At 71.9% G+C, this 16162-nt stretch carries 13 protein-coding genes; 7 read left to right on the top strand and 6 right to left on the bottom strand.

All coding sequences use genetic code 11. The features are described 5' to 3' along the window. Positions 1-56 precede the first annotated feature (56 nt). Both ACFRKB_RS22150 and ACFRKB_RS22155 read left to right on the top strand, forming a co-directional pair. On the top strand, positions 57-200 hold the full coding sequence (locus ACFRKB_RS22150; RefSeq protein WP_383107980.1) for a hypothetical protein: 144 nt from the start codon (positions 57-59) through the stop codon (positions 198-200). A 42-nt stretch (positions 201-242) separates the two neighbouring features. Then, on the top strand, positions 243-4127 hold the full coding sequence (locus ACFRKB_RS22155; protein ID WP_383107981.1) for a BTAD domain-containing putative transcriptional regulator: 3885 nt from the start codon (positions 243-245) through the stop codon (positions 4125-4127). Positions 4128-4229: 102 nt separating this feature from the next. On the opposite strand, the gene ACFRKB_RS22160 is transcribed toward ACFRKB_RS22155, so the two are convergent. The 3 genes from ACFRKB_RS22160 to panB form a co-directional block, all read right to left on the bottom strand. Continuing rightward, a complete protein-coding gene (locus tag ACFRKB_RS22160; protein ID WP_365970920.1) occupies positions 4230-5087 on the bottom strand; it encodes an ABC transporter permease in 858 nt (285 codons plus the stop codon). Then, positions 5084-6112: an ATP-binding cassette domain-containing protein gene (locus ACFRKB_RS22165; protein WP_383107982.1), complete on the bottom strand. Its 1029-nt coding sequence runs from the start codon at positions 6110-6112 to the stop codon at positions 5084-5086. Before ACFRKB_RS22165 ends, ACFRKB_RS22160 begins: the two co-directional genes overlap by 4 nt. 202 nt (positions 6113-6314) lie before the next feature. Next, the gene (gene panB / locus ACFRKB_RS22170) at positions 6315-7196 is read right to left on the bottom strand and encodes a 3-methyl-2-oxobutanoate hydroxymethyltransferase (protein ID WP_383107984.1); all 882 of its coding nucleotides are present in this window, start codon (positions 7194-7196) and stop codon (positions 6315-6317) included. A gap of 157 nt (positions 7197-7353) precedes the next feature. Here panB and ACFRKB_RS22175 point away from each other — a divergent pair, with 157 nt between their 5' ends. The 4 genes from ACFRKB_RS22175 to ACFRKB_RS22190 all read left to right on the top strand — a co-directional run bounded on the left by ACFRKB_RS22175 (position 7354) and on the right by ACFRKB_RS22190 (position 12396). Then, entirely contained in the window at positions 7354-8976 is a 1623-nt protein-coding gene (locus ACFRKB_RS22175) for an MFS transporter (RefSeq protein WP_383107985.1), read from the top strand. Positions 8977-9121: 145 nt separating this feature from the next. After that, the gene (locus ACFRKB_RS22180; protein WP_383107986.1) at positions 9122-9730 is read left to right on the top strand and encodes a TetR/AcrR family transcriptional regulator; all 609 of its coding nucleotides are present in this window, start codon (positions 9122-9124) and stop codon (positions 9728-9730) included. A 260-nt stretch (positions 9731-9990) separates the two neighbouring features. Beyond that, on the top strand, positions 9991-11019 hold the full coding sequence (locus tag ACFRKB_RS22185) for an endonuclease/exonuclease/phosphatase family protein (RefSeq protein WP_383107988.1): 1029 nt from the start codon (positions 9991-9993) through the stop codon (positions 11017-11019). 144 nt (positions 11020-11163) lie between these two features. Further along, positions 11164-12396, top strand: a complete 1233-nt coding sequence (locus tag ACFRKB_RS22190; protein ID WP_383107989.1) for an MFS transporter — start codon at positions 11164-11166, stop codon at positions 12394-12396. Positions 12397-12453: 57 nt separating this feature from the next. Here the strand turns inward: ACFRKB_RS22190 and ACFRKB_RS22195 are convergent, their stop codons facing one another. Beyond that, positions 12454-14211 carry an NAD+ synthase gene (locus ACFRKB_RS22195; RefSeq protein WP_383107990.1) on the bottom strand — a complete coding sequence of 586 codons (1758 nt, stop codon included), beginning with the start codon at positions 14209-14211 and terminating at the stop codon, positions 12454-12456. 99 nt (positions 14212-14310) lie between these two features. Next, positions 14311-14730 (bottom strand): CBS domain-containing protein, encoded by a 420-nt coding sequence (locus ACFRKB_RS22200; RefSeq protein WP_365970913.1) that lies wholly within the window; start codon positions 14728-14730, stop codon positions 14311-14313. 149 nt (positions 14731-14879) lie between these two features. Here ACFRKB_RS22200 and ACFRKB_RS22205 point away from each other — a divergent pair, with 149 nt between their 5' ends. After that, positions 14880-15350: a DUF5990 family protein gene (locus tag ACFRKB_RS22205; RefSeq protein WP_383107992.1), complete on the top strand. Its 471-nt coding sequence runs from the start codon at positions 14880-14882 to the stop codon at positions 15348-15350. A 66-nt stretch (positions 15351-15416) separates the two neighbouring features. Here the strand turns inward: ACFRKB_RS22205 and ACFRKB_RS22210 are convergent, their stop codons facing one another. Beyond that, positions 15417-16112, bottom strand: a complete 696-nt coding sequence (locus tag ACFRKB_RS22210; protein ID WP_383107993.1) for a DUF305 domain-containing protein — start codon at positions 16110-16112, stop codon at positions 15417-15419. Positions 16113-16162: the final 50 nt, after the last annotated feature.

Raw genomic sequence — 16162 nt, forward strand, 5'->3', positions numbered from 1 at the left:
CCGGAATGCTGTGGCGAGCCTTCTCCGTCGGCGACGAGGTGTCCTGACCCCTGCTGATGCTGCCCTCGGGCGCCCGCGACGCCTGGACCTGGCAGGACTGCCCCGAGTGGTTCACCACGCTCGCCCAGCCGCCCGCGCCCCGGGGAGAGAGCCACCGGCGCGACGCGACCGGCGTGCTGGTCGGATTCGCGACGGAATAAATCGGGTCGGCCTTCCTGGCGGCATTCACGGACAATGGGCGGATGCGCTACCGGCTCCTCGGCACCACACGGGCACTGCACGACGACGGCACCCCCGTCGCCCTCGGCGGTGCGCGGCTGCGTGCCCTGCTGACGGTGCTCGCCCTGCGGCCCGGCCGTACGGTTCCGGTCGCCCAGCTCGTCGACGAGGTCTGGGATGGTGATCCGCCCGCCGACGCGGTGGGGGCGCTCCAGGCGCTGGTCGGGCGGCTGCGCCGGGCGCTCGGGCCTGCTGCGGTCTCCTCCGTGGAGGGCGGCTACCTGCTCCGCGCCGACGAGGAGGACGTCGATCTCCACCGCTTCGGCCGGCTCGCCGGGGAGGGTGCGCGGGCCCTGGCGGACGGTGACGCGACCAAGGCGGCGAGCCTTCTGGACGAGGCGCTGGCGCTCTGGCGCGGTCCCGCGCTGGCCGACCTCCCCGACCGTACGACCGAGGCGGCCCGCTGGGAGAGCCGCCGGCTGGAGGCCCGCAGGGCGTGGCTCACGGCCGCGCTCGCCCTCGGCCGCGCCGAGGACACGCTGCCCGAACTGGCGGCGCTCTGCGAGGAGTTCCCGCTCGACGAGCCGCTCCAGGCGCTGCGTATCCGCGCCCTGCGCGACGCGGCACGACCGGCCGAGGCCCTGGCCGCGTACGACCGCGTACGCCGGGTGCTGGCGGCCCGCCTCGGCACCGACCCCGGCCCGGAACTGCGGTCCCTGCACGAGGAGTTGCTCCAGGGCGCTGACGGGACAGGCAGCTCAGGCAGGGCAGGCGGGACCGGTGGAATCGGCGGGTCGAGTGGGATCGGCGGGTCCGGTGGGATTGGCGGGTCCGGTGGGTCCGGCTCGTCCGACGGGCGGGCCGCGAGCGGCGGGCGGTCCGGCCGTACGACCGCCACGTCCCCCGGTCGTACCCACCCACCGGTCCGGGCTACGCTCCCCGCCGCACCGCCCGGCAACCTCCGCGCGCGGCTGACCAGCTTCGTCGGGCGCGAAGGCGACATCGAAGCCATCCGCGGCGATCTGGGCCGCGCCAGGCTCGTCACCCTGCTCGGCCCCGGCGGCGCGGGAAAGACCCGGCTCTCGCAGGAGGCCGCCGAGCTGATGGCCGAGGGGTGGCCCGACGGCGTATGGCTTGCCGAACTGGCGCCCGTGAACGATCCCGAGACCGTGCCCGAGGCCGTACTGACCGCGCTCGGAGCACGGGAGACCGTACTGCGGGGCGCCGGGGCCGAGGAGCTGCGGGCCGCCGACCGGCACGCCGGTGAGCCGCTCGTACGGCTGGCCGAGCACTGCGCGCGCCGGCGCATGCTGCTCCTCCTCGACAACTGCGAGCATGTGATCGGCGCCGCCGCGGCCCTCGCCGAGGAACTGCTCGCCCGCTGTCCGGAGCTGACCATTCTGGCGACGAGTCGGGAGCCGTTGGGGGTGCCGGGGGAGTCGGTGCGGCCGGTGGAGCCGTTGCCGCCGGATCCGGCGCATCGGTTGTTCGCGGAGCGTGCGCGGGCGGTGCGGCCGGGGTTCGACGCGGCGGGGGATGCGGAGGCGGTGGCGGAGATCTGTCGTCGTCTTGACGGTCTGCCGCTGGCGATCGAGCTGGCGGCGGCGCGGCTACGGATGTTGACGCCGCGTCAGATCGCGGATCGTCTCGATGACCGTTTCCGGCTGCTGAGCAGCGGGAGCCGGACGGTCCTGCCGCGGCAGCAGACGCTGCGCGCCGTCGTCGACTGGTCCTGGGACCTGCTCGACGCGTCCGAACGCGCCGTGCTGCGGCGGCTGTCGGTCTTCGCGGGCGGCTGTGGACTGACGGCCGCCGAGTCGGTCTGCGCGGATGGGCCGACGGGCCCGGACGCCGCGCGCGGCGCGTCCGGCGCGTATGGACCGGGCGGCGCGTACGGACCGGGGAGCGCGTACGGCACGAGCGGTACGCGAGCCCCGCACCGCCCGGACGGACCGCACCGCTCGGCCGCCCCCGCCGCCACGGACGGTCCGTCCGCCGTGCACGCCACGGCCGCCTCCGCCGTCCCGGATGGCCGGCACGCTCCGGACGCCTCCGCTGCCCCGCACCGCCCGGAGGGCCCGCACGCCCCGCACCGCCGGCCCGTCCCGGAGGGCCCGCACCGCCCGGCCGCTCAGGCCGCCTCCGCCGCCCCGGATGTCCCGTCCGCCATGCACGCTCCGGACGCCTCCGCTGCCCCGGATGGCCCCCACCGCCCGGCCGTCCCGGACGCCCCCGCCGCCCCGCACCCCCCATCGCACCCCGTCCCCTCCCAGGACGTCGCCCGGCTTCTCGGTTCGCTCATCGACAAGTCCCTCGTCGTCGCCACCCCCGCGCCGGACGGCGACATGCGTTACCGGCTGCTGGAAACCGTCGCCGAGTACACCGCCGAGCGGCTCGACCAGGCCGGTGACCGGGCCGCCGCCGAGCAGCGGCATCTCGTGTACTACCGGGAGCTGGCCCGTACCACCGATCCCGCGCTGCGCGGCCCCGGCCAGCACGCCGCGATCGCCCGCTTCCAGCTGGAGTACGAGAATCTGCGCACCGCGCTGCGCCGCGCCGTCGCCGCCCGCGACGAGCAGGAGGTGCTCTGTTTCGTACTCTCCCTCGGCTGGCTCTGGCAGATGCTCGATCTGCGCGCCGACGCCCGTCACTGGGCGGGCGCCGCCGCGGATCTGGGACCCGATCCGTTCGCCCCGCCCGTGGAGCCCGCTCCCGCCATCTCGCGACGGTGCACGGACGCGCCACCGCCCATGGCCCCCGACGTGCTCCAGGAGGCCCGGCGCCAGGTGCGGCTGATCGGGATCGTCAGCATGAATCACGAGGCGGAGGACTGGACCACACCCGAGCGGCACGCGTGGCTGCGCGAGGTCGCCGGTGCCTACCGGCCCGGACTTCCGCAGACCTGCCGGTTCCCCGGCACGCTATGGGTCTTCGCGTACATGCTCACCGGGGACTCCGAGGGGCTGAGACGGGTCGTGGACGAGACCGTACGGGCCTGCGAGGGGCTCGGTTACGAGTGGGAGCTGGCCGGCGCGCTGCACGTACGCGCCAATATCTTCGCGAATCACCGCGATTGGGCCGGGGACGCGAGCCGGGACGCCGACCGCAGTCTGGGGATCTTCCAGCGGCTCGGCGACACCTGGGGCGCCGCCGAGGCGCTGTCCTCGCGGGGCGAGGCCAGGGAGAGGGCGGGGGAGTACCTCCTCGCCGCCGACGACTACCGGGCCGCCATCGCCTACGCCGAGGGGCTCGGCGCGCAGAGCCAGGCCGCGCTGTTGCGCTCCCGGCTGGCGGCGACCATGTTCGAGACCGGGCCGGGCGACGAGGGCGAGCGCATCCTCCGTGAGGTGCTGGCCGAAGGGCGCGACACCTGGCACGAGGCGCGGCCCGCGGCCCGGCTCTTTCTCGCGCTGTGGCTGGGTTATACCGGGCGCGGGGACGAGGCGCGTGAACAGCTCAACCTGCTGCTCGATGTGTTCCGCTCCGAGACGCTGGCCATCTTCGAGGGTTTCGTCCAGGGCGTCTTCGCCTGGCTGGACTGCGCGGACGGCCATTACGCCACCGCGCTGGACGCGTCCCGCCTGGCCCTGGAGGCGGCGCTGTCGCCGCTCTCGCTCCTGGTCGCCCCCGATATGGTCGCGGTCCATCTGACGACGGTCGCCTGGGCGCTGGGCGGTCTGGCCGCCGAGGCGGGCGACCGGGAGCGTGGCCGGGACGCGGCCCGGCTGATCGGCGCGTACGAGAAGCTGGCGTCCGCCGGGCACCACCCCACGTTCACGGAGCGGCATATCGAGAAGCGCGCGCGAGAGACCGTGGCGGCCCTGCTCGGCGACGCCACGTTCGAGCAGGCCCTCGCCGAGGGCGGCGGCCTCACACTGGAGGAGGCCACCGCCCTCGCCGGATGCTGAATCCGCCGGGGTCCGGGATCCGCCGGGGTCCTGAACCCGCCGGATCCGGACCCGCCGGATCCGGACCCGACCCCGGGCCCGCCGGATCCCGGCTTCGGAACGTCAGGACTTCTTCCGGAACTTGGCCACCGCGAGCGGCGCCGTCACCAGCGTGATCGCCGCCGCCCACCCCAGCGTCATCCACATCGAGTGCGCGACAGGGCCGCCGTTTATCAGACTCCGCGCCGCGTCCGCGAGATTGGACAGCGGGTTGTAGTCGGTGAACGCCTGGAGCCAGCCGGGCATCGTGGACGGCGGGGCGAAGATCGACGAGCCGAACTGGAGGGGCATCAGTACGAGCATCGCCACCCCCTGGACGGCCTGCGCCGTCTTCATGGTGAGCCCGAGCAATATGAAGATCCACATCAGCGAGGCGCCGAACACCAGGGAGAGACCGACGGCTCCGAGCAGATCGAGCACCGACGTCTTGATCTCCATGCCGAGCAGGAAACCCATGCCGAGCAGGATGGCGGTGGCGACCAGCATCCGGCCGATCTCGACGACGATCTTGGCGATCAGCACCGACGACCGGGCGATCGGCATCGTACGGAACCGGTCCATGACCCCCTTGCGGAAGTCGTCGTTCACGCCCGTGCCGACCGCCATCGCGATATTCATGCCCATCATCGCCATCAGACCGGGGATCACATAGTTCACATACTCCTCACGGCTGCCGCCGAGGCTCGCGCCCACGGAGCCGCCGAAGACGTACACGAACAGCAGCGTGAAGATGATCGGCATCAGCAGGACGTCGAACATCGACTCCGGGTCCTGCTTGATCTGGAGGGCGTTGCGGCGGACCAGCGCGCCGATGTGCCGCAGATTGGCGCGCAGTCCGATCCGGCCCTCGTCGGCGACGGTGGCGTGCGACGGCGCGGGTGCCTTCTCGGGCGCGGACGTGGGCAGTGTGGTCGTGCTCATGCCGCGACCTCCTCGGGTGTGGTGTCGGACACGGAGGCCGTCTTCTGGCCGGTGATGGCCAGGAACACTTCGTCCAGGCTCGGGAGGTGGGTGCCGATATGGGCGATCCCGAAGCCGCGCTCGCCCAGCAGGCCGACGACCGCGGTCAGTTGCTCATCGCTCAGGATCGGTACGTACAGCAGGCCCTCGTCCGGGACGGCCTGCGCGCCGGCCAGACCGTCGAGCCCGGTCTCGGCGATCGCCCGCGCCATCGCCGGGAGCTGCGCCGGATCCGCGGGCCGGATCTGGAGCGTACGGCCGCCGACCTTGGCCTTCAGCTCGTCCACCTTGCCGTTGGCGATGACCCGGCCGCGGTCGATGACCGTCAGCTCGCTGGCCAGCTGCTCGGCCTCTTCCATGTACTGCGTGGTGAGCAGGACGGTGGCACCCTCCGCGACCATCCGCTGCACCTCGTCCCAGACCTCGTTGCGGGTACGCGGGTCGAGCCCGGTGGTCGGCTCGTCCAGATACAGCACCGACGGCTGTCCGATCATCGACGCCGCCAGGTCGAGCCGCCGCCGCATACCGCCGGAGTACTGCATCGCGGGCTTCTTCGCCGCCTCGGTGAGGGAGAAGCGCTCCAGCAGCTCGTCGGCACGGCGGCGGGCGTCCTTGCGGGACAGATCGAGCAGCCGGCCGATCATGTACAGGTTCTCCCAGCCGGAGAGCTTCTCGTCGACCGAGGCGTACTGGCCGGTGAGACCGATCCTGCGGCGCAGCTGGCGCGGCTGGCGCAGTACGTCGTAACCGGCGACCATCGCGGTCCCGGCGTCCGGCTGGACGAGCGTGGAGAGAATACGGACGAGCGTTGTCTTGCCGGCGCCGTTGGGCCCGAGCACACCGAGGACGGTGCCCTCGCGCACATCGAGGTCCACTCCGTCGAGAGCCCGGGTGCCCTGTGGTCCGCCGTAGTGCTTGACCAGCCCCCGTACCTCGACGGCGTTGCCCGTGCGGCTGCCGTTGGGGTTCTTGTCGATTCGAGTCATGACACCAGTGGACCAGCCGCCACCGACAATCCACCGACAAGCCGCCGACAAGCCGCTGTCGAGAGGCTGTCGGACAGCCGACAGCCCGCCGACGGGGGAAGATCGGCGGGCTGTCGTCCGTGCGGGCAGTGGCTTCGTGGGCGCCCCCGGGAGGCGCGCGGCCGGACAGGAACCGGCGCGGGTCCCGGATGAGGCCCAGGCTCTAGTGGAACGTGTGTTCCTCCTGAGGGAACGTTCCTCCAATGACCTCGTCCGCAAACTCCCTCGCCGCGTCCCCGAGCGTCTGCCGGAGATTCGCGTACTGCTTCGTGAAGCGCGGCACCTTCCCTCCGGTCAGCCCGACCATGTCCGTATAGACGAGGACCTGCGCGTCCGTCTCCGGCCCCGCGCCGATCCCGATGGTCGGGATGTGCAGGATGCGCGTGACCTCGGCGGCCAGCTCGGCGGGGACCAGTTCGAGCACGACCGCGAACGCCCCCGCGTCCTGTACCGCCTTGGCGTCGCGCAGCAGTTGCTGCGCGGCTTCCTCGCCGCGGCCCTGCACCCGGTAGCCGAGGGTGTTGACGGACTGCGGGGTGAGCCCGATGTGTCCCATCACCGGGATGCCGGCCCGCACCAGCAGCTCGATCTGGGTGTGCGAACGCTCGCCGCCCTCCAGCTTGACCGCGCCCACGCCCGCGTCCTTCACCAGCCGTGTGGCGCTGCGCAGGGCCTGGACCGGCCCTTCCTGGTACGAGCCGAACGGCAGGTCGCCGACGATCAGGGCGCGCTTCGTGCCCCGTACGACGGCCGCCGAGAGCATCGTCATCTCGTCCAGCGTGACGGGCACGGTCGTCTCGTACCCCAGATGACAGTTGCCCATCGAGTCGCCGACGAGCATGACCGGGATCCCGGCCTCGTCGAACACGGAGGCTGTCATCGCGTCATAGGCGGTGAGCATGGGCCACTTCTCGCCGCGCTCCTTGGCGGCGGCGATGTCATGGACGCTGACGCGCCGCGAACTCTTGCCGCCGTACAGCGCCTTGGAGGCGGCTTCGGGGCGTCCCGCGGGCGGCTTCTGAGCAGCCTCGGTCTGAACAGTCATGGCCAAAGGCCCTTTCGTCATCTCGAGGCACCCTGACGGTGTCCCCGGACCGGTTCCATGGTGGCATCCCGGGACCCGTCCCGGGAAGTGGGGGCCGTGTGCAAAGACTTTCCAATACGAGACGGTCTCGTATTGAAAACGGCCTAGGGTGTACGCCATGTCCACACCGTCCGGCGCCGCTGGCGCCGCACCCCGCATACCCGAGTCCCGGGTCCCGGAGGCGGTTCACCGCCGTCGCTGGGCCATACTCGGTGTCCTGATGTTCAGCCTGCTCATCGTCGTGCTGGACAACTCGATCCTGAACGTGGCGGTCAAGACGATCGCCGCCCCCGAGCCCACCGGCATCGGCGCCACCCAGAGCGAGCTGGAGTGGGCGATCAACTCCTACACGCTCGTCTTCGCCGGACTGCTCTTCACCTCCGGACTGCTCGGTGACCGCGTCGGCCGCAAGAAGGTGCTCCTCTTCGGCACGGCCGTCTTCGGTCTCGGCTCGGCGCTCGCCGCCCTGTCGGGATCGCCCGCCGAACTCATCGGCTACCGCGCCCTCATGGGCTTCGGCGCCGCCTTCGTGATGCCCGCCACCCTCGCCGTCCTGATGAATGTCTTCGAGCGCGAGGAGCAGCCCAAGGCCATCGGCATATGGGCGGGCAGCGTGGGCCTCGGCATCGCCATCGGCCCGATCACCGGCGGTCTGCTGCTCGAACACTTCTGGTGGGGCTCGATCTTCCTGGTCAACGTTCCCGTCGCCGTGGTCGCGCTGATCGCGATGGTGCTGCTGGTCCCGGACTCCAAGGACCCCAGGCCGGGCCGGCTCGACCCGCTGGGCGTCGCGCTCTCCATCGTCGGACTCGTCCTGCTGGTGTACGGGATCATCCGCGGCGGCGAGCTGGCGGACTTCACCGGCCTGACCGTGCTCGGCCCGCTGCTCGGCGGGGTGGCCGTACTCGCCCTCTTCGTCTGGCACGAGAAGCGCAGCAGCCATCCGGCCATCGACATCTCGTACTTCAGGAAGCCGGCCTTCGCCGCCGCCGTCGCCGCCATCGCGCTGGTCTTCTTCGCGCTGATGGGCGTGACCTTCTTCTCGGCCTTCTACCTCCAGAGCGTGCGCGGCTACAGCGCGCTCCAGTCCGGACTGCTGATCCTGCCGCTCGCCGCGGCGCAGATGATCTTCGCGCCCCGGGCCCGGCTGGTGGTGGACCGGTTCGGCGCCCGCGCGGTCTGCACGGCCGGCATGCTGCTGGTCGCGGCCGGGCTCGCGGCGTTCGCGCTCTTCGGCGCGGACACCCCGGTCTGGGTGCTGTGCCTCGTCTTCTTCGTCCAGGGCACCGGAATGGCGCACATCATGCCGCCGGTCACCGTCGCGGTCATGCAGGCGCTGCCCCGGGAGAAGGCCGGTTCCGGCTCGGCCGTCAACAACACCTTCCGCCAGGTCGGCGGCGCCCTCGGGATCGCCGTACTCGGCTCGGTGCTCTCCGCGACGTACCGGGGCGGGATCGAGGGGCACCTCGGCGCGGTCCCGGCCGGCGCGCGGGACGCGGCGGGGGAGTCGATCGAGGCGACGCTCGCTGTCGCGGAGAAGATGGGTCCGGCGGGCCGGCCGCTGATCAGCTCGGCCTACGACGCGTTCCTCGACGCCATGCATGTCACGGCCCTCGGCTCGGCGGCCGTCGCGCTGATCGGCGCCGTGGTGGTCGCGCTCTTCCTGCCGGGCCTGCCGGAGCCCCGGAAGCTCGCGGGGAGCGAGGAGGCGCCGGAATCCGCGCCCGCCGCCCGCGGCTGAGAGCGAGGCCCCGCTCACCGCGTACGCCGCATACGCCGTGTGCGGGTCGCCGGGTACGAGAGAATTCGCGCGGCGGAGAACGCGGCGCGGCGTACGCGGCCTAAGCGGCGCACGCGGTGGCCGGGGTCGGCGAGAGGGGAGACAGGTGCGGGAGCAGGGTCACGAGAAGGAACACCGGCGCGGCAGGCCACGCAGTGAGGCCGTCGAGCGGGCGATCCTGGAAGCCGTCGTGACCCTGCTGGAGGACGGCGTGCCGCTCGGCGCGCTCTCCGTCGAACGCATCGCCCGTACGGCGGGTGTCGGCAAGGCGACCATCTACCGGCGCTGGCAGGGCAAGGAGGAGCTGTTCCTCGACGTCCTGCGCGAGATCGAGCCGCCGGAGCCCGAACTGCCCGGCACCTCGGCGCTCGACGATCTCAGGGTCGTGCTGGAGTCGATGCGCCGGCGCGGCCTCGCCCAGCGCTCCTCGGTCCTGCTGCACAACGTCGTCGTCGGGATGAAGAGCCAGCCCAAACTCTGGGCGGAATACCACAGAACGGTCATCGACCCCCGGCGCGCGCTGACCATGGACCTGATCCGGCGCGGGGTCGCCTCCGGTGAGCTACGGGACGACCTGAGCGTGGAGTTGATGCACGAACTGCTGGTCGGCCCCATGCTCATGCGCACCCTGCACCGGCCCGGCGCGCCGCTGGACGAGGATCTCCCCGACCAGATCATCAGCGCTGTGCTCCAGGGACTGCGCGCACGCGCGTAAGCGGGACGGCGGGTGACGGACGCGGCGGGTGACGGGACGCGGCGGGTGACGGGACGCGCGAGTCACGGACACGAGGCTGACTGTCGTCGTGTGCGGGTTCTGTCACACCTGGCGCTCTTTCGTCCTTGATCGGAACCCCCGAACCCGCCCTCTTCGTCTCCAGTGCCAGTACGGCTGTCCCCGGATGGCGGAGAAAGTACCCGTGCGATCGCCTAGGGTCGGGGGCGGGCGTGCACGGCAAGGCAGTGAGGGCGGCGCATATGACGCAGGAGTACACGGCGCAATCGGTGGCGGACGGCGGGGAGGACCCCCGCACCGGCTCCCGCGTCAGAGTCCTCCTCGACCGATGGCGGAGCGATCCGGGCATCTGGCGGCGCGGCATCGTGCTCGCGGCGCTCGCCGTGGTGGTCGCGCTGCTGATGATCTTCCATGCGCAGATCCCCAACAAGATCGGCAACCTGGGCAGTCTCATCGAGACCTTCCTGCCGTGGTTCGGGGTGTTCGTTCCGCTGATCCTCGTGCTGGCGCTGGTACGGCGCTCCGCCACCGCGCTGATCGCCGTCCTGCTGCCCGCCGTGGTCTGGGTCAATCTCTTCGGCGGACTCCTCACCGACAAGTCCGGCGGCGGCGACGGTGGCCTCATGGTCGCCACCCACAACGTCAACGCGGACAACCCCGACCCGGAGGGCACCGCGCGCGAGCTGGCGGAGTCCGGAGCCGATGTGGTGGCGCTGGAGGAGCTGAAGGCCAGTGTCGTCCAGACGTATGTCGAGGCGCTGGCCGGCACGTACAAGTACCACTCGGTGCAGGGCACGGTCGGTCTGTGGAGCAAGTACCCGATGACCGGGACCGAGCCCGTCGACATCCGGCTGGGCTGGGTCCGCGCCATGCGCTCCACCGTCAACACCCCGGAGGGCCGGGTCGCCGTCTATGTGGCGCATCTCCCGTCCGTACGGGTCAAGCTGCACGCGGGCTTCACCGCCAGCCAGCGTGACAAGAGCGCCGACGCGCTGGGCGAGGCCATCGCCGACGAGTCGCTGAGCCGGGTGATCCTGCTCGGCGATCTGAACGGCACCATGAACGACCGCGCGCTCAACGCCGTGACCTCCCAGATGCGCTCGACCCAGGGCGCGGCCGGGGACGGTTACGGCTTCAGCTGGCCGACGTCGTTCCCGCTGGCCCGGATCGACCAGATCCTGGTGAAGGGCGTCGAGCCGACCTCGTCCTGGACCCTTCCCGCGACGGACAGCGACCATCTGCCGATCGCGGCGCGCGTGCGGCTGGGCTGAGGCCGCTGGGCCGAGCCCGGGGGTTCCGCCGGCCGGTGTGCTGGGCGCAATCCGGTGTTCATCCGCCGGAATAGAAAGCCTGAGAGACTTTGTTCCGTGGGGGTACTTAACCTGCCCCCGAACCCCACCACGGAAGGTCTCTTGATGCCCCTCGCCCTGTTCGCCCTGGCCGTCAGTGCTTTCGGCATCGGGACGACAGAGTTCGTGATGATGGGCCTGCTGCCCAATGTCGCGGACGATCTGGGTACGTCCGTGCCGACCGCCGGATATCTGGTCTCGGCCTACGCGATCGGTGTCGTCGTCGGCGCCCCCCTGCTCACCGCCCTCGGCTCCCGTATCCCGCGCAAGCGGATGCTGCTCCTGCTCATGGGGCTCTTCGTCATCGGAAACCTCGGCTCGGCGCTCGCCCCCGGCTTCGGCTGGCTGCTGGCGGGCCGGTTCCTCGCAGGGCTCCCGCACGGCGCGTTCTTCGGCGTCGGCGCGGTCGTCGCCGCCCGGCTGGTGCGCGAGGGCCGGCAGGCGCGGGCCGTCGCGACCATGTTCCTGGGCCTGACCGTGGCCAATATCGTCGGCGTCCCGGCGGCCACCCTGCTCGGCCAGCACCTCGGCTGGCGCGCCACCTTCCTGGTGGTGACCGTGATCGGCCTGATCGCGCTCGCGGCGCTCGCCCGGCTCATCCCGTACGTACCGGTCGAGGCGCACCAGAGCGTGCGCCGCGAGATACGCGCCCTCGGCGACCGTCAGGTGCTGCTCGGCCTCGCGACCGCCGTCTTCGGCTTCGCCGGGGTCTTCGCCGTCTACTCGTATCTGGCCTCGATCACGACCGAGGTGATGGGCTTCGGCGAGTCCTCCGTCACACTGGTCCTCGCGCTCTTCGGCATCGGTATGACGCTGGGCGCGCTGGCGGCCGGGCCGCTGACCGACCGGGCGCTGCGGCCCACCCTGTACGCCTCGCTCGGCACGCTCGCCGTCGTCCTGCTCGCCTTCCGGTTCACCGCGCACATCCAGTGGGCGGCGCTGGTGACGGTCGTGGTGCTGGGCGCGGTCGGGTTCATGACGACCACTCCGCTCCAGATGCTCGTCATGCAGAAGGCCAGGCACGCCCCCACGATCGCCTCCGCCTCCAACCACTCGGCCTTCAACCTGGCCAACGCGGGCGGCGCCTGGCTCGGCGGCGTCGCGATCGCGGCGGGCTGGGGCTGGCTGTCCCCGACCCTGGTCGGCGCGGTGCTCGCGGTCGTCGGCCTGGCGATCGCGGTGACGGCGGGGCTGCTGGACCGGGGTGGCCGGGGCGACCGGGTGCCGGAGGCGTCGCGGGTCGTCGCCTCGGCCACGACGAAGGCCGAGGCGGCGGCCGGGACGACGGAACGGGTGTAGGCCGGACAGGACCTGGCCCCGGCGGCTCCCCCCCCCCGCGTCGGCTACGAACGCCGGCTACGAACTCAGTTCGCGCCAGCGGTTCGTGATCGGGAGCCGCCGGTCCTTGCCGAAGCCCTTCGCCGAGATCTTGGTGCCCGGCGGGTACTGGCGCCGCTTGTACTCCGCCGTGTCCACCATCCGCAGCGTCCTGGCGACCAGTTCCGCGTCGAAGCCGGCCGCGACGATCGCGTCCATGCCCTGGTCACGGTCGACGTACAGCTCAAGGATCCGGTCCAGTACGTCGTAGTCGGGCAGCGAGTCCGTGTCGACCTGGCCGGGGCGCAGCTCGGCGCTCGGCGGCTTGGAGATCGAGGTCTCCGGGATCGGCGGGGTCTGGCCGCGCTCCTCGGCGGCGCGGTTGCGCCACCGGGCGAGCCGGAACACGGACGTCTTGTAGACGTCCTTGATCGGTCCGTACGCGCCGACGGAGTCGCCGTAGAGCGTCGAATAGCCCACGGCCAGCTCGGACTTGTTGCCCGGGGCGAGAACGATGTGCCCCTCCTGGTTGGAGAGCGCCATCAGCATCGTGCCGCGCAGCCGCGACTGGAGGTTCTCCTCCGCGAGCCCGGTCAGCCCGAGTTCGCCCATGTACGCGCCGAACATCGGCTCGATCGCGTGCGTACGGAAGTTGAGCCCGGTGCGGCGGGCCAGCTCGGCCGCGTCGTCCCTGGAGTGGTCCGAGGAGTACCTCGACGGCATGGACACGCCGTACACGTTCTGCGCGCCGACCGCGTCGCAGGCGATGGCGGCGACGAGCGCGGAGTCGATACCGCCGGAGAGCCCGATCAGCACGGACCGGAAGCCGTTCTTCGCGGCGTACGCGCGCAGGCCCACCACCAGCGCCGAGTACACCTCCTCGTCGTCGTCCAGGCGCTCGGCGTAGCCGCCGGTCAGCTCCGGCTCGTAGGCGGGCAGCGGGTCCTCGGAGAGGACGACCCGGTCGATGCGCAGCCCGTCGTCCACCACGCCCGTCGGCGCCTGCGGCGAGGCGGCGGGCAGATCGAGGTCGAGGACCACACAGCCCTCGGCGAACTGCGGCGCGCGCGCCACGACTTCGCCGTCCTTGTCCACGACGATCGAGTCGCCGTCGAAGACCAGCTCGTCCTGGCCGCCGATCATCGCCAGATACGCGGTGGTGCAGCCGGCCTCCTGCGCGCGCTTGCGCACCAGGTCGAGGCGGGTGTCGTCCTTCTCGCGCTCGTACGGCGAGGCGTTGACCGAGAGCAGCAGCCCCGCCTCCGCGGACCGGGCCGCCGGGACCCGGCCGCCGTCCTGCCAGAGGTCCTCGCAGATCGCGAGCGCGACATCGACGCCATGGACCCGGATGACGGGCATGGTGTCGCCGGGTACGAAATACCGGAACTCGTCGAAGACGCCGTAGTTCGGCAGATGGTGCTTGGCGAAGTTGAGGACGACCGCGCCGCGGTGCAGTACGGCGGCGGCGTTGCGCGGGGCGCCCGCGGGCTGGCCGTAGCGCGGCTGGGCCGACTCGGAGCGGTCCAGATAGCCGACGACGACGGGCAGCTCGCCGAAGCCCTCCTCGTCGAGGCGCCGCGCGAGCGCGCGCACGGCGGCCCGGGACGCCTCGACGAAGGACGACCGCAGGGCGAGGTCCTCGACGGGGTAGCCGGTCAGCACCATCTCGGGGAACGCGACGAGATGCGCTCCCTGTTCGGCGGCGTGCCGGGTCCAGTGCACGATCGCCTCGGCGTTCGCGGCGAGATCGCCGACGGTCGAGTCGATCTGATTCAGAGCGAGACGTAGTTGAGGCACGGGGCCCAGTGTAATCGTCTGATTGACGCGATGTCCCGGGGTGGGCGTGTGGGGCAGCCCACTCGGTTCCGGTACGGACGATGCGGGGCGCGCCGCGGCTCAGCCGTGCGCGTAGACCTGCTCCATCCAGGAGGCGCGCTGTCCTTCGGTGAGGTGCTGGGCCAGATCGGCCTCGCTGATCATTCCGACGAGACGCTTGTCCTCGATCACCGGCAGCCGGCGTATCTGGTGGCTCTGCATCTCGTACAGCACCTGGTCCACGTCCGCGTTCGCGTCGATCCAGCGAGGGGTGCCGTGCGCCATCTCACCGGCCGTCGTCTCCGCCGGATCATGGCCCATCGCCACACACCCGACGACGATGTCGCGGTCCGTGAGTATGCCGGCCAGCCGCTCCTTCGCGTCGGCGATGGGGAGCGCGCCCACATCCCGCTCACGCATCAGCTGGGCGGCGCGGTCCAGGGTCTCGTGGGCCGGGATCCACTGGGCCCCGGGGTGCATGATGTCTTTGGCGGTAGTCATCGTTTTCTGCCTCCTGAGTGCCGTCCACCCCGAGCCAGATCCATCATCGTGCACCCGTTCGGGTGAGGCGACCGCAAGCACCCGAACGGGTGACGGTGAGGCGGGCGGAGGAGTGCCGGCGGGCGGGGGCGGGAAGGCGGACGGAGCGCATGGCACGACTGACCCTGCGGATCACCGGGCGCGAGCTGCCCGGCCGTGCGTGCGGCTGTTTCCGGGACGTCCATGTGGCCCCTCAGCGCGGCGGCGGCCCGGACCCGGACCAGCTGGTACGCGGCGACGCGGCCGAGGCGTCCTTCGAGATCCCCGTCGACACGACCACGGCCCCCGACGGCAGCCCCGATTTCCGCGGCCCCCATGTCCAGGGCCGGCGCGGGGCGCGGTTCGTCTATCTGACCTGGGGCGAGCTGCCGCCCGGTGAGGACATCGCGGCGTTCCGGATGTTCCGCCGCGCGAAGCTCTTCCTCGCGGACCTGCCGCCGGAGCTGCGTGCCGGGGGCGACGCCGGGACGACGCTGTCGCTGACGGACGCGAAGGGCCTGCCCCGGTGCGCGGGGATCCGCCCGCCGGAGCTGGTGTGGCGGGCGGGCGGATCCCCGGCGCCCGGGACGCGGGAGGGCTGAGACCGCGCACGCGCCCCACGGCCGGGCCGGGCCGCCGGGTCCCCGCGGAGCCGGCGGCCCCGCGCGTCAGCCGGTACGCGGCTTCGCGCCGCGTGCCTGGAGCAGCTCCGCCATCAGCTTCATCTCGGACTGCTGCGCCGCGACCATCCCCTCGGCGAGATTCTTCTCCGTACCGGGCGCGCACAGCTCCACGCAGCCCTGCGCCATGGCGACCCCGCCCTGGTGGTGGTCGGTCATCAGCTGGAGATAGAGGATCTCGGCCGCCTTGCCCCGGGCCTTGGTGAGCTGGTCCAGCTCCGCCTTCGTGGCCATGCCCGGCATCAGCGAGCCGTCCTGGGCCTGGTGGCCCGCGCCACCGTGGTCCATCGAGCCCATGTCCATGCCGCCGTCGCCGTGGTCCATGTTCTTGTCCATGGACATCCAGGCCATCGGCTCACGGCCCGACTCGACCTTCGGCAGTCCCCACATGTCCAGCCAGCCCAGCAGCATCCCGCGCTGGTTCGCCTGGGTGTTGGCGATGTCGTACGCCAGCCGGCGCACCTCCTCGTCGTCCGTGCTGTCCCGCACGATGAACGACATCTCCACCGCCTGCTGGTGGTGGACCGCCATGTCACGGGCGAAGCCCGCGTCCGCCGAATCCGCCGTCGGGGTACGGGGCGCGGCGGGGCCGCCGTCACGCCCGGCCGAGGCCACCGCCGCCGTACCGGCGAAGACCAGCGCCAGGACGACAGCGGTGATCGCCGCCCACTGGGTACGCGTCACCTTGCGCGCCGGACGAGCCGTATCAGCCGTATCAGCCGCATCAGCCGTAT

The organism is Streptomyces scopuliridis (assembly GCF_042790125.1).
Classification (GTDB): domain Bacteria; phylum Actinomycetota; class Actinomycetes; order Streptomycetales; family Streptomycetaceae; genus Streptomyces; species Streptomyces scopuliridis_A.